The 12,336-nt window shown below is 59.9% G+C and carries 14 protein-coding genes; 8 read left to right on the top strand and 6 right to left on the bottom strand.

Translation table 11 applies throughout. The features are described 5' to 3' along the window. Positions 1-8 precede the first annotated feature (8 nt). Positions 9-707: a DAPG hydrolase family protein gene (locus ACJ8IJ_RS18935; protein WP_049239805.1), complete on the bottom strand. Its 699-nt coding sequence runs from the start codon at positions 705-707 to the stop codon at positions 9-11. A 93-nt stretch (positions 708-800) separates the two neighbouring features. Between ACJ8IJ_RS18935 and ACJ8IJ_RS18930 the strand changes: the two genes are divergently transcribed. The 3 genes from ACJ8IJ_RS18930 (at position 801) to ACJ8IJ_RS18920 (ending at position 3,628) form a co-directional block, all read left to right on the top strand. Continuing rightward, positions 801-1,466 (top strand): TetR/AcrR family transcriptional regulator, encoded by a 666-nt coding sequence (locus tag ACJ8IJ_RS18930; protein WP_442518448.1) that lies wholly within the window; start codon positions 801-803, stop codon positions 1,464-1,466. 60 nt (positions 1,467-1,526) lie between these two features. Beyond that, positions 1,527-2,438 carry a LysR family transcriptional regulator gene (locus tag ACJ8IJ_RS18925; protein ID WP_131164296.1) on the top strand — a complete coding sequence of 304 codons (912 nt, stop codon included), beginning with the start codon at positions 1,527-1,529 and terminating at the stop codon, positions 2,436-2,438. Between the two features lie 155 nt (positions 2,439-2,593). Next, positions 2,594-3,628 (top strand): alcohol dehydrogenase catalytic domain-containing protein, encoded by a 1,035-nt coding sequence (locus ACJ8IJ_RS18920; RefSeq protein WP_442518447.1) that lies wholly within the window; start codon positions 2,594-2,596, stop codon positions 3,626-3,628. Between the two features lie 64 nt (positions 3,629-3,692). Here ACJ8IJ_RS18920 and pckA read toward each other — a convergent pair whose 3' ends face one another. Beyond that, a complete protein-coding gene (pckA, locus tag ACJ8IJ_RS18915) occupies positions 3,693-5,312 on the bottom strand; it encodes a phosphoenolpyruvate carboxykinase (ATP) (protein WP_015377656.1) in 1,620 nt (539 codons plus the stop codon). 432 nt (positions 5,313-5,744) lie between these two features. Here pckA and ACJ8IJ_RS18910 point away from each other — a divergent pair, with 432 nt between their 5' ends. Then, positions 5,745-7,088 carry a 2-hydroxycarboxylate transporter family protein gene (locus tag ACJ8IJ_RS18910; protein ID WP_442518446.1) on the top strand — a complete coding sequence of 448 codons (1,344 nt, stop codon included), beginning with the start codon at positions 5,745-5,747 and terminating at the stop codon, positions 7,086-7,088. Positions 7,089-7,421: 333 nt separating this feature from the next. After that, entirely contained in the window at positions 7,422-8,840 is a 1,419-nt protein-coding gene (locus ACJ8IJ_RS18905; protein WP_131164294.1) for a serralysin family metalloprotease, read from the top strand. A 147-nt stretch (positions 8,841-8,987) separates the two neighbouring features. Here ACJ8IJ_RS18905 and ACJ8IJ_RS18900 read toward each other — a convergent pair whose 3' ends face one another. Next, a complete protein-coding gene (locus ACJ8IJ_RS18900) occupies positions 8,988-9,197 on the bottom strand; it encodes a hypothetical protein (protein ID WP_442518445.1) in 210 nt (69 codons plus the stop codon). Positions 9,198-9,354: 157 nt separating this feature from the next. Between ACJ8IJ_RS18900 and ACJ8IJ_RS18895 the strand changes: the two genes are divergently transcribed. Next, on the top strand, positions 9,355-9,507 hold the full coding sequence (locus tag ACJ8IJ_RS18895; protein WP_004931524.1) for a hypothetical protein: 153 nt from the start codon (positions 9,355-9,357) through the stop codon (positions 9,505-9,507). A 36-nt stretch (positions 9,508-9,543) separates the two neighbouring features. Here ACJ8IJ_RS18895 and yniD read toward each other — a convergent pair whose 3' ends face one another. Continuing rightward, positions 9,544-9,636 carry a small membrane protein YniD gene (yniD, locus tag ACJ8IJ_RS18890; RefSeq protein ID WP_021505513.1) on the bottom strand — a complete coding sequence of 31 codons (93 nt, stop codon included), beginning with the start codon at positions 9,634-9,636 and terminating at the stop codon, positions 9,544-9,546. A 339-nt stretch (positions 9,637-9,975) separates the two neighbouring features. Between yniD and ACJ8IJ_RS18885 the strand changes: the two genes are divergently transcribed. Beyond that, on the top strand, positions 9,976-10,368 hold the full coding sequence (locus ACJ8IJ_RS18885) for an ASCH domain-containing protein (RefSeq protein WP_044031382.1): 393 nt from the start codon (positions 9,976-9,978) through the stop codon (positions 10,366-10,368). 4 nt (positions 10,369-10,372) lie between these two features. Continuing rightward, complete coding sequence (locus ACJ8IJ_RS18880) at positions 10,373-10,972, top strand: C39 family peptidase (RefSeq protein ID WP_044031381.1); 600 nt, start codon at positions 10,373-10,375, stop codon at positions 10,970-10,972. A 55-nt stretch (positions 10,973-11,027) separates the two neighbouring features. Here ACJ8IJ_RS18880 and ACJ8IJ_RS18875 read toward each other — a convergent pair whose 3' ends face one another. Then, positions 11,028-11,267: a DUF1480 family protein gene (locus tag ACJ8IJ_RS18875; RefSeq protein ID WP_004931517.1), complete on the bottom strand. Its 240-nt coding sequence runs from the start codon at positions 11,265-11,267 to the stop codon at positions 11,028-11,030. A 135-nt stretch (positions 11,268-11,402) separates the two neighbouring features. Then, the gene (locus ACJ8IJ_RS18870; RefSeq protein ID WP_004931514.1) at positions 11,403-12,335 is read right to left on the bottom strand and encodes a Csu type fimbrial protein; all 933 of its coding nucleotides are present in this window, start codon (positions 12,333-12,335) and stop codon (positions 11,403-11,405) included. Position 12,336 lies beyond the last annotated feature (1 nt).

The raw sequence follows: 12,336 nt of genomic DNA, 5'->3' as shown, positions 1-12,336 counted from the left end.
CAGGGCGATTACCAGAGCAACGGCGCCGGCTCACGGCCATTTTCGGCGTAGTACAGCGACGGCAGGAACTGCGCCAGATAGCTGAACTCGTTGTAGCAGTGGCGCATCAGGTTAAACCCGATGTCGTCCGCCAGTTCGTCGTGGGCGTTGGCGCAGGCTTTACCCAGCAGGAAGCGGCTGCGCAGCACGCATCCATAGGGCGTATCACGTACCAGATGCAGCATCTCGCCGTCACAGGGATCGCCGTTGTCATCCAACGCCACCTGATCGCCGAAGCCGACGCGCGCGCAAACGGCGGCGGAGATTGCCTGCGCGTCGCGCGCCTGGCGCAGCGGCTGCGGCGCGAAGAAGTCCTCGGCGGCGTGAAACTTGAGGCGCGCCGCAACCGGCGGCAGCTCCGCCAGCCATTCGACCGCTTCGATGCTGGCGCCGACGTAGCTTTCCCCTTTTTTCCAGTGGCGATCCCAGCCGCGATGTTCGACGTGATCGTGCGGGTGCCACCAGTTGATGTGCTGGGTGTTCTCGAAGAAGGTGAACCACCAGTCCAGCATGCGCCCTTTACAACCGTGCAGATCGGTTCGAACCGCTACGGTGAGCAGGCCGTCGGCGCTGCGGCTCAGCCCCATTTCCAGCCGCAGCGGTTCGGGCCTGAGCAACTCGTTGATATCGTTGACGCCCCAGGGCGCCAGCAGGGAAGGATGTGTCATAATGGGTTCCTGTTTTATTTTGGAAACGATATGTGTTTCCAAAATAAAGCTATGCCGTTATGCTGAGTCTGTCAACGCTTGTGAGGAACAATTATGGCGAACCTGAATGAAGAACCGCTGCGCGCTCGCGGCCGGCCTGCCACGCCGGAAACGGCGCTGCGCGCCGCGCTGACGCAGGCGACGCTGGCGCTGCTGCTCGACGGCGGATACGCCGCGGCAACGGTGGATGCGGTGGCGAAACGCGCCGGGGTAGCTAAAAAAACCCTGTATCGCTTTGCCGCCAATCGCGATGAGCTGGTGGCGCAGGCGGTGAGCGGCTGGACCGAGGCGTTTCAGCCGGCCTTCGCACAGGATGCCGGGCGACGGGAGGCGGTTGCGCCGCTGTTGGAAACGGGACTGAAAGCGGTGGCGCAGCAGGTGCTGAGCGCCGAAGCGGTGGGCATGTTCCGGCTGCTGCAGAGCGATTTCCCGGGGCGTGAGGCGCTGCTGGACAGCTACCAGCGCAACGGCATTCAGCGCGGGCGAGCGACGGTGGCGGATTGGCTGCGGCGCCAGCAGCAATACGGCTGGTTGCTTGCGCGCGACTGGGCGCAAACCAGCGATCTGCTGCTGGCGATGACCATCGCCGAACCGCTGCGCCAGATGACGTTGGGGCTGCTGCCGCCGGGCAGCGCGATCGACGAACGCATCGCGGCGGCGGTGGCGCTGGTGATGCCGGGGTTGCTGCGCGGCGAAAACGCGGATTGCGCCGCATTGTGAGCCGCATTCATCTGTGGCATGTTAATTGTTCAATTTATGTCACTATTTGGCGATGCCCCCATGAATGCTGCTTACCCGTTCAAACAGGGCGATCTGTTCGCCTTGACCGTTTTTCTGGCCGTCGCCACCCATCGCAGCTTTCACGCGGCGGCGGTGGAGCTGGAGGTGACGCCGTCGGCGGTCAGCCACTCGATAAAAAACCTGGAACAGCGGCTTGGGGTGAGGCTGTTCAACCGCACCACGCGCAGCGTGGCGCTGACCGAAGCGGGTGAGCGTTTGGCGGCGCAGCTGCGCCCGGCGCTGTCGTCTATTTCGCAGGCGCTGCATGAAGTGGATGAATGGCGCGCCACGCCGAGCGGCACCGTACGCATCAACGCCAGCGAAGGGGCAGTCAGGCTGGTATTGCGTCCGTTGCTGGCCGATTTCCTGCGCGAGTACCCCCATATCCATCTGGACATCGTCTGCGACGGCAAGCTGAGCGATATCGTCGCCGAGGGGTTTGATGCCGGCATTCGGCTGGCGGAAGCCGTACCGCAGGACATGATCGCGATGCGCGTCAGCCCGCCCGTGCGTTTCGCCGCCATCGCCGCGCCCGGCTATTTCGCCGTCCATGGGCGCCCGGCGACGCCGCAGGATTTGCTGCGTCATAACTGCATCCGCTTTCGCTTCGACAGCGGCACGATTTACCGCTGGGAATTCGAACGTGATGGCGTGAGCGAGTCGATCGGCGTTACCGGCTCGCTGACGCTGACCGATCAGCCTCTGATGGTGGACGCCGCCATCGACGGTATCGGCATCGCTTTCGTTCCTGAACATTTGGCGCTGGAAGCGCTGCACGACGGGCGTCTGGAGCGCGCGCTGGACGCGTGGTGTCCGGCTTATCCGGGGCTGTGCCTCTACTACTCCGGCCATCGCCACGTGTCGGGCGCGCTGAAGGCGTTGATCGAGTATCTGCGCGCGGCGCAGTCCTAATGCGTTCGCGTTCTGCTTTTGGCTACGCCAATTAGTGAGCCGCCTTCATCTCCACAGTGAGGTTCGCCTGCATTGTTGCGGCGTGGAGCCTGCCTTACGCTCATGAGGAGACGCCGGGCAACCGCCGGGCGCCACCCTGCTGCGAGGAGTTGATGATGGAAAAGAAGATGAAAGCGGTGGTTATGACCGGCGCCAATCGGCCCTGGGAAATCAGACAGGTACCGATGCCCCGGGCGGAACCGGGGCAGGTCCTGGTCAAAGTGCACGCCTCGGGCATGTGTTATACCGACGTATGGGCGACGCAAGGATATGGCGGCGATATTTATCCGCAAACGCCCGGCCATGAAGTGGTGGGGGAAGTGGTTGAGGTGGGGGCCGGCGTGCATACGCGGCAGATTGGCGATCGCGTCGGCACCACCTGGGTGCAATCGGCCTGCGGACGCTGCCCGTACTGCCGCGAGAATCGGCCGCTAACCGGGCAAACGGCGATGAGCTGCCCGGCGCCGCGCACCACCGGTTTTGCCGCCCAGGGCGGCCACGCCGAGTATATCGCCATCGCCGCTGAAGGCACGGTGTTGCTGCCGGACGGGCTGTCTTACATCGACGCCGCGCCGATGATGTGTGCGGGGTATACCACCTGGAGCGGCTTGCGCGACGCGGCGCCGCTGCCGCATGAGACGGTGGCGGTGTTAGGCATTGGCGGGCTGGGGCACGTCGCGTTGCAACTGTCGAAAGCCTGCGGTTTCGATACCGTTGCCATCACCCATTCGTCGGACAAGCACGCGCTGGCGAAGCAACTGGGCGCCGATCGCATCGTCGCCTCCGGCCAGGCGCTGCGGGAGAACGGCGGCGCGGACATTCTGCTGGTGACCACCAATGACTTCGACGCCGCGCAGGAGGCGATGAGCGGCTTGCGGGTCGATGGCCGCGTGGTGCTGTGCGGGCTGGACTTCAGCAAACCGTTCGCGATCTCTTCCGAAGGTGTGCCGTTCCATATGATGCGTCAGCGGGTGATCGGATCGACCCACGGTGGGCAGCACTACCTGAGTGAGGTGCTGAACCTGGCGGCGAAAGGCAAAGTGAAGCCGATGGTCGAGACTTTCACGCTGGATCAAGCCACGGAGGCTTATGAGCGGCTTGCCTCTGGCAACATGCGTTTTCGCGGCGTTTTCGTGCCGTCGGCGGCGTGAGAAAAGGGCCGAGGGTTCGGCCCTTGCAGACAGGTATGAAGGGCGCTGCGGCGCCCTGGTTGCTTTACAGCTTAGGCCCGGCCTTCACCAACTTTTCGCCCGCCGGGGTGACGGTATATTTGGCGAAGTTGTCGATAAAGCGCTGCGCCAGATCCTGCGCCTTCTCCTGCCACAGCGATTCGTCGGCGTAGGTTTTGCGCGGATCGAGGATCGACGGATCGACGCCCGGCAGTGCGGTCGGCACGTTCAGCCCGAAGATCGGCAGCGTGAAGGTCTCGGCCTGCTCAATGTCGCCATTCAAAATGGCGTCGATGATGCCGCGCGTATCTTTGATCGAGATACGCTTGCCGCTGCCGTTCCAGCCGGTGTTCACCAGGTAAGCCTGGGCGCCGGCGGCCTCCATGCGTTTCACCAGCACTTCGGCGTACTGCGTCGGGTGCAGCGTCAGGAACGCGGCGCCGAAGCAGGCGGAGAAGGTCGGCGTCGGCGCGGTGATGCCGCGTTCGGTGCCGGCCAGCTTGGCGGTGAAGCCGGACAGGAAGTGGTATTGGGTCTGCTCCGGCGTCAGGCGCGATACCGGTGGCAGCACGCCGAAGGCGTCGGCGGTCAGGAAGATGATTTTGCGCGCGTGGCCGGCTTTGGACACCGGCTTGACGATGTTCTCGATGTGATAAATCGGGTAAGAGACGCGGGTGTTCTCGGTTTTGCTGGCGTCGTCGAAGTCGATGCTGCCGTCGGCCAGCACGGTGACGTTTTCGAGCAGCGCATCGCGGCGGATCGCCTGATAGATTTCCGGCTCCGCCTGCGGCGACAGCTTGATGGTTTTGGCGTAGCAGCCGCCTTCGAAGTTGAACACGCCGTCGTCGTCCCAGCCGTGCTCGTCATCGCCGATCAGCTGACGCTTAGGATCGGTGGAGAGGGTGGTTTTGCCGGTGCCGGACAGGCCGAAGAATACCGCCACGTCGCCTTGCTCGCCGACGTTGGCCGAGCAGTGCATCGACGCGATGCCCTGCAGCGGCAGCAGATAGTTCATGATCGAGAACAGGCCTTTCTTCATTTCGCCGCCGTACCAGGTGCCGCCGATCAACTGCATGCGCTCGCTCAGATTGAAGGCGACGAAGTTCTCCGAGTGCAGCCCTTGCTGCTGCCAGTCCGGATTAGTGCATTTGGCGCCGTTCATCACCACGAAGTCCGGCTCGAAGTCAGCCAGCTCTTCGTCGCTCGGGCGGATAAACATGTTTTTCACGAAGTGCGCCTGCCAGGCCACCTCGGTGATGAAGCGCACTTTCAGACGCGTGTCGGCGTTGGCGCCGCAGAACGCGTCCACCACGAACAGACGCTTGCCGGAGAGCTGATTGCCCACCAGCGTCTTCAGATGCTGCCAGACTTCCGGCGAGAGCGGCTGGTTGTCGTTCTTGCCGGTGCCATTGTCCGACCACCAGACGGTATCGCGCGTGGTGTCGTCGCGCACGATGTATTTGTCCTTCGGCGAACGGCCGGTAAATTCGCCGGTCGCGACGTTGACCGCGCCCAGTTGGGTGAGGGTGCCGCGCTCCAGCGGCGGCAGGTCGGCGCGGGTCTCTTCGGCGAACAGCAATTCATAACTGGGGTTATAGACGATGTCGGCGGCCTGATGGATGCCGTAGCGAGCGAGGGTTTGTGGGGTAACAGCGCGTGAAGACATATTCTACTTCCTTATGAGTCATATTATGCCTCTTTCCCGTGCGGTGCCGCGCGCAGGATTGAGATTCGGATCAAGCTGACCGGATTCAGCTAATGCGTTTCCGGTTCTTTATTAATAAAACAGGGGGCTTTTTCGCCCTCCTATAGCATAGCAGCGAATTTAAGCCTGCTTACTTTAATTACAAAATGCTGACGATAATTAATTAAAACCAACCTTGGCGGAGGGTCACAATATTGAATTTCGCCGGCGTAATCTAGTTTTGCATTTTTATTTTTTATCATATTGTCAGGGCTGTCTACTGTTTTATTTCTTATTAGAAAAAGCGAAATCCACAATAGGATTTTTCGTAATCATTTGTTTTTGCTTGGCTATGGCAGAGTTTTTGCGCCAGGTGAATCTAACCGTACTGTACGCTTGTCAGCAGGGTGAATAATGAAACAGATAAATGCAGAACTGGCCTGTGATAAAAATACGGCATCGTCCCAATCCTCAGGGTTAATTAATCAACTTCGTCAAATGGATATCGGCGCGGTACCGATCGCCTTGTTTATCACGATTTGCGCGATCGTAGCGATTTCCGCCTACGCCAACTTCCTGCCGAAGAATATGATCGGCGGCCTGGCGGTGATAATGACGCTGGGCTTCGCGCTGGCGCAGTTGGGAAAAAGTATTCCCGTGCTGCGCGATATCGGCGGGCCGGCCATTCTGTGTTTGATGGTGCCGTCGGTGCTGGTCTATTTCAATGTCTTCCAGCCTAACGTCATGGGCACCGTCCATCTGCTGATGAAAGACGCCAACCTGCTCTATTTCGTCATCGCCAGTCTGGTGGTCGGCAGCATTCTCGGCATGAACCGGGTGATCCTGATCCAGGGGATGATTCGCATGTTCGTGCCGCTGGTGGTGGGCACGATCACGGCGGTGATCACCGGGCTGCTGGTGGGCAAGCTGTTCGGCTTTACCTTCTATCACACCTTCTTCTTCATCATCGTGCCGATCATCGGCGGCGGCATCGGCGAGGGGATTTTACCGCTGTCGCTGGCCTATTCGGCGATCCTGGGCTCGACGCCGGACGTCTATGTCGCGCAGCTGGCGCCGGCGGCGGTGCTGGGCAACATCTTCGCCATCGTGACCGCCGGGGTGCTGGCGCGCATCGGTATGCAGCGCAAGGCGCTGAGCGGCGACGGCATGCTGATCCGTTCGGCGCAGGAGAACGCGATGTTCGCCATCAAGGAGCAAGGCGGCAACGTCGATTTTCAACTGATGGGCGGCGGGCTGTTGGTGATCTGCGCCTTCTTTATCGTCGGCGGCCTGTTCGAACACATCGTGCATATTCCCGGCCCGGTGCTGATGATCCTGTTCGCGGTGCTGTGCAAGTACTGCCGGGTGATCCCGGCTTCGATGGAAACCGGCGCGCACAGTTTCTACAAGTTCGTCTCCACCGCGCTGGTGTGGCCGCTGATGATCGGTCTGGGCATGCTGTACGTGCCGCTGGAAAGCGTGGTGGCGGTGTTCTCGGTCGGTTATGTGGTGGTCTGCGGCTCGGTGGTGCTGTCGATGGGGCTGGTCAGTTTCCTGATTGCGCCTTACCTGAAGATGTTTCCGGTGGAAGCGGCGATTGTCACCTGTTGTCACAGTGGCCTGGGCGGCACCGGTGACGTGGCGATCCTGTCGGCGTCGAACCGCATGGGGCTGATGCCGTTCGCCCAAATCGCCACGCGCATCGGCGGCGCTTCCACGGTCATCGGTGCGACGCTGCTGCTTGGTTGGTTAGTCTGAGTCCAGAGTATCTTATGGATAACCGGGGTTGGATTGCCCCGGTTTTTTTATGCATTTTTTTTCGCTTATCGTGATAGTGCTGATTATTGCCTTGAAAATCATTCGTGTGGCGCAAATGCATAGCCGTACTTTATCTAAGAAAATTCTGTAATCGGTGAAAATGTGTCTATTCTTTTCTCTTAAGGGATTATCGTTCTCATTCAGAGTGCCGAGGGAAGGCGCCATCGCATTACCGATATCCCCGTATTGATTCAACACCGGGCCGCTGCCGTTCAGGCAATCCGCCAGTTGGGGCATCCCCCCGATTGAATTGACGAATATGGAGATAAGGTTATGTCATCAAGCAATGCTTCCGTTAAGGCCGAAGGCGTATTAGCCCTGCTGGGCGCTTATAAACCCGATGAAGACGACACCATTACCGTGCTTCATCCGTCGAAAACGTTCGAAAACGCCGGCCTGGAGTTGGTGCGCGGCGATCGCAGTTGGCACGACAAGGGCGTGACCGACACGCCGGTCTCTTTGACCTACAGCTTCTGGGAAAAGGCGCCGGGCAACATGTCGAGCATGGGCATCAGCGGCTTCAGCAGCTTTAACGCCGAACAGCGCGAGCAGGCTAAACTGTCGCTGCAGTCATGGTCAGACGTGGCTAACATCACCTTCACCGAAACCAGCAACACTGCCGCCGCCAACATCAAATTCGGCCTGTTCGACTACAGCTCGCGCGGCTCCTATGCCTTCGCATATAACCCGGACACCTCGCCTTCGGTCGCCGGGCAGACCTGGTATAACGCCAAGAACCACACCTTCGTCAACAACCAGATCCATGAGAACGAGTACGGTCGCCAGACCTTCACCCATGAAATCGGCCATGCGTTGGGGCTGCAGCACCCGGGCGACTATAACGCCGCACCGGGCGTCAGCATCACCTACGCTAAAGACGCGACCTACTTTGAGGACAGCCGCGCGCACAGCCTGATGAGCTATTTCAGCGAAAGCAACACCGGGCAGGACTTTAAAGGCGCGTACTCTTCCGGGCCGTTGCTCAACGACATCACGGCGATCCAGCATTTCTACGGCGCCAACATGAACACCCGCACCGGCGATACGGTTTACGGTTTCAATTCCAACACCGATCGCGACTTCCTCACCGCCACCGGCGCGCAGGACAAAATAATCTTCACCGCCTGGGACGCCGGCGGCAACGACACTTTCGATTTCTCCGGCTTTGGCCAGAATCAGCGCATCAACCTGAATGAAAAGGCGTTCTCGGACGTCGGCGGCCTGAAAGGCAACGTGTCTATCGCTGCCGGCGTAACGATTGAAAACGCCATCGGCGGGTCGGGTAACGATGTGCTGGTGGGCAACGCCGCCGATAACGTGCTCAAGGGCGGCGCGGGCGATGACGTGCTGTACGGCGGTAAGGGGGCGGATCAGCTGTGGGGAGGCGCCGGCAAGGACACCTTCGTCTATTTCGCGGCGGAAGAGTCAACGGCGGCGGCGCCGGATTGGATCCGCGACTTCGTGCGCGGCGAGGACAAGATCGATCTGACGCTGTTCAACACCGGCAGCGCCGACGGCATCCGCTTCGTCGATCAGTTCAGCGGCAAGGCGGGCGAGGCGACGCTGAGCTACGATGCGCAAAATCACGTCAGTGACGTGGCGATCAACCTGGGCGGCGCCTTTGACGGCAGCGATTTCCTGGTGAAAGTGGTGGGACAGCCGCTGGATGCGGGTGATTTCGTGCTGGCCTGATGCAGGCAACAAAAATAGGGCACTTTGGGCAAAAACCCGACAATTCCTATTAATTACGTCATATTAGCGTGACATAGTAGCGCGCAGAAGGCCGGGCTTGCATACCTCGGGCTTCTGTCGGATCGCCAACCTTCTTCGGTTGGCGATTCATTTTCCGCCTTTCAGCATGTTGATGGCGGCGCCGAGCAGGATGCGCCGTTCGATATCGTTGCTGTCCGCCAGCTGCCGCGCCAGATGTTTTTCCAGCGTTTCCACCGACAGCGCTTCGCCGCGATGACGCAGATGCATCACGCCGTCGCCGATCAGGCGTGCGACCTCATCCCATACGGGTTTAATCTCCTGTTCCGAGAACGTCATGGTCTACCTCGGCTGGTTGATTTTTGCCCAATGTAGCAGCTGAGCTGCGGCTTCGCTACCCGCCGCCTAAAACAGGAAGCATAAAAAACAAGCCATCAGTATTTCTTCTGGTTTTTACGCTCAATACTTGCGGTGTCGAAAAGCAGGAGAAAACATCATGAACTGGGTCGAAACCTTGGCGGAGTACTACCGCCTGAGCCGCACGGGTGAAACGCAGCATTGGCTGTGTCGCCGCTGGTTGCTTCAGGGGGAGGCGCGTTTGGCCTATTTGCGGGAGTTGCTGGAGCCGACCGCGCCACGGCGGCGGTGAACAGGGCGCCGGCGTTGCCGGCGTCATTTCGCGGGATCAACCGAAGGCGATCGCCGCCCAACGCAACAGCAGCAGCGCCAGGCAGATCAGCAGCAGCACCACCACCATTTTACCGAGCTTGTTGCCCATGCGTTTTGTTGCCACGCTGCCCTCCCTTTTAGCTGAAATACCACCCGCCGGCGAGGAGGATGAGGAAAAGCGTCACTAACGCGACGCCGTTGAGTAAGTCGCTGAACGTATCGTCAGCATCGATGTCATTTTGCCGCATGTTACCGCCTGGCGGACGCCATTGGGTGAATAATGTTCACAGTATGCGCCCCGCAGCGCGACAGGCACAGCGAAGAACGGTAAAAACGCGTAAAGGTGGCGGTGGCGGAACGCGCAGTCGCGCCTGCGACGGATGCAGACGGCCGGCAATACGTTGTACTATCCTGTCTGCATTAAGGCATTTTTCCAAAAGGTATAATCATGGCGACGGCAATTCCACAGAAATACGAACACCTTGAGCGTTGGGCATTCGGCGATACCGAGCAGCAGGCCGATGAAGTGGTGCAATTGATCCTCAATGGCACCAAAACGGCCACCTGTTCCAACCTGGACGGCGAGGGGATCCCGCAGGCCGGCGATCTGTTCCTGGTGGTGGACGGCAAGGGGGAGCCGGTCTGCGCGGTCGAGCTGACCGCGGTGGAAATGAAAACGTACGATCAGGTCGATGAAGCGCACGCCTTTGCCGAAGGCGAGGGCGATCGCTCGCTGGCGCATTGGCGCAAAGAGCTGCAGCGCTTCTTCGAAGCGTACGATCTGTTCTCGCCGGACATGACGCTGGTGTTGATGAATTTCAAAGTCGTCGACAAATTCTAATCTTATGCGCGCCGTTCCCTACGAGTGCCAGTGGGCGAGCCCGGAGTTGGCCGCCGATCTGATAGCCGGCCGCGCGACGCTGGCGCAAGACGAAAATTGGGCGCGCAGCGGCGCCCGCGATCGGGCAGAGTACATCGAGTGGGCCAACCACGTGTGCGGCATGGCCTGCCTGAAAATGGTGCTGGGCCATCGCGACGGCGAAACGCCGCCGCTGCTGGAACTGGCGCGCCGCAGCCTGCCCTACGGCGCCTATGTGCGCGAGGGTGAACGGATAAAGGGCCTGATTTACGCGCCGTTCGTCGAGTACGTGCGCGAGCAGTTCGCGCTGCAAGCGGAGGTGAAGGTGGGGCTGGAAGCTGCCGACGTGCCGGCGCTGCTTAGCGAATGCCGCTACTTTATCGCTTCGGTGCATCCCGCCATTCGCCGGCCGGAGAGCACGCCGCCGCACAGGGGCGGGCATCTGGTGCTGATCACCGCCGCCGATGCGCAAAGCGTGACCTTCCACAACCCTTCGGGCGACAGTCCGGCGACGCGCGAGCGGGTATGCCTGCCGCTCAGCCGCTTCGCCCCTTTCTTTGCCGGCCGCGGCATCGCCATCGCATAAAAAAACGCGCTGTTTCCGATGAAAACAGCGCGTCGTCAGCCGTTCTGATGCACTATCATGCCAGCCGCATCACCCAGGCGTCCGCCTGCCGATCGTAGTGTTGCTTGTACAGCAGCGACTGTTTGCCGTCGAGGATCGCCGGGATGCTGGTGTGTTCATCCCAGCCGTCCAGCTGCATGCACAGATCCGGATCGGACTTGCAGGGAATGCTCAGGGTGCCGGCACGGTCGGCGCCGGCGTGAAGATGCGCGTCATCGACCTCGAAGCTGCCAATTTTTACGACGGTTTTGCTCATGGGAACTCCTTGCTCAATGGTGTGGTAGGAGGTTAGACCAGTTTGGTCATCGGTAAGAGCATAGCCAAATGAGCAAAAAATGCCACATAAAAATTACATTTTGGAAACAATTTCCACGCCGGCAAAACACAACGCCTAGTACTCCACCACAAAACTGAGGTTGTCTTGATAGCTGCCGACCGCCACTTCCGTCTGCGCCGCATTGACCGCCGCCTTATACGGGATGCTTTGCGCCAGCCCGGTGCCGGCGCCGCTCTGTTTGTTGGTGCTATCCCAAACGGTCGTCGTGTTAGGCAAGTAAATCTGGTACTGCATGAAGTTGCTGGTGCCGCTTTTCATGCGCCGCCAACCGGTGACCGGGTTATTGCCGTTGGTGAAATAGGTGTTGTATCCCTCGGTTTTGGTGCAGGTCAAGGTGATGCTTTGATTGACGGGATTGAACTGCCCGACCAACGCCATGCTGCCGAAGTTGACGTTGGGCGCGGTGCCGATCAGGCAATCTTTGGTGATGGTGACGCTGACGCTGACCGTGCTGGGTTTGTCGACGCCGTCCCACCAAACGCACAGGCCGAGCACGCCCAGACCGCAAATATGGTAATTCCAGATCAGGTTGATGCTGTCGGTATAGGTTCCTGCGCGCACGTTGGCGCCGGCGGTGGTTTTGATATACAGCGGAAAGTTGACGTTGGAGGAAATCAGGATCAGCGACAGCAGGTTGAGCGAGCTGTAGTCGATGGTTTGGCCGATGCTGTAAGGATATTGGTAGTTGGCGTCGGGGTAGATCAGGTAAGCGATTTTATCGCCGGAACCGTCGGTGTTGGCAACCGCCATATTGTTGGTGGTGGAGGCGATTTTGACCGTGACGGTGTTTTGCGACAGCAAACTGAGCCCGAGCCCGGTGCAGTTGAGGCCGGCAGTGCCCTGGGCGTTAATCTGCCCGTTGTAGACCACGAAAGAGCTGCTTCCCGGTAAGGTGACGGTGCCGTTGGTGGTGGCGCAGTCGGCGAATGCGCGCTGACAGAGCAGCAGCGAGAGGGTTAACAATAAGGCTTTCAATCCCCGAAACATA

Source organism: Serratia sp. CY40230 (assembly GCF_052168835.1).
Classification (GTDB): Bacteria; Pseudomonadota; Gammaproteobacteria; order Enterobacterales; family Enterobacteriaceae; genus Serratia; species Serratia nematodiphila.
The sequence above is the reverse complement of the archived record's forward strand: the minus strand, read 5'-3'. Positions and strand labels throughout refer to the sequence as shown.

Coding starts and splice junctions, on each gene's coding strand:
- ACJ8IJ_RS18880 (WP_044031381.1), top strand. CDS start 10,373: ATGCGCGCCGTTCCCTACGAGTGCCAGTGGGCGAGCCCGGAGTTGGCC.
- ACJ8IJ_RS18900 (WP_442518445.1), bottom strand. CDS start 9,197: ATGACGTTCTCGGAACAGGAGATTAAACCCGTATGGGATGAGGTCGCA.
- ACJ8IJ_RS18905 (WP_131164294.1), top strand. CDS start 7,422: ATGTCATCAAGCAATGCTTCCGTTAAGGCCGAAGGCGTATTAGCCCTG.
- ACJ8IJ_RS18870 (WP_004931514.1), bottom strand. CDS start 12,335: ATGTTTCGGGGATTGAAAGCCTTATTGTTAACCCTCTCGCTGCTGCTC.
- ACJ8IJ_RS18930 (WP_442518448.1), top strand. CDS start 801: ATGGCGAACCTGAATGAAGAACCGCTGCGCGCTCGCGGCCGGCCTGCC.
- ACJ8IJ_RS18895 (WP_004931524.1), top strand. CDS start 9,355: ATGAACTGGGTCGAAACCTTGGCGGAGTACTACCGCCTGAGCCGCACG.
- ACJ8IJ_RS18875 (WP_004931517.1), bottom strand. CDS start 11,267: ATGAGCAAAACCGTCGTAAAAATTGGCAGCTTCGAGGTCGATGACGCG.
- yniD (WP_021505513.1), bottom strand. CDS start 9,636: ATGGGCAACAAGCTCGGTAAAATGGTGGTGGTGCTGCTGCTGATCTGC.
- pckA (WP_015377656.1), bottom strand. CDS start 5,312: ATGTCTTCACGCGCTGTTACCCCACAAACCCTCGCTCGCTACGGCATC.
- ACJ8IJ_RS18935 (WP_049239805.1), bottom strand. CDS start 707: ATGACACATCCTTCCCTGCTGGCGCCCTGGGGCGTCAACGATATCAAC.
- ACJ8IJ_RS18885 (WP_044031382.1), top strand. CDS start 9,976: ATGGCGACGGCAATTCCACAGAAATACGAACACCTTGAGCGTTGGGCA.
- ACJ8IJ_RS18925 (WP_131164296.1), top strand. CDS start 1,527: ATGAATGCTGCTTACCCGTTCAAACAGGGCGATCTGTTCGCCTTGACC.
- ACJ8IJ_RS18910 (WP_442518446.1), top strand. CDS start 5,745: ATGAAACAGATAAATGCAGAACTGGCCTGTGATAAAAATACGGCATCG.
- ACJ8IJ_RS18920 (WP_442518447.1), top strand. CDS start 2,594: ATGGAAAAGAAGATGAAAGCGGTGGTTATGACCGGCGCCAATCGGCCC.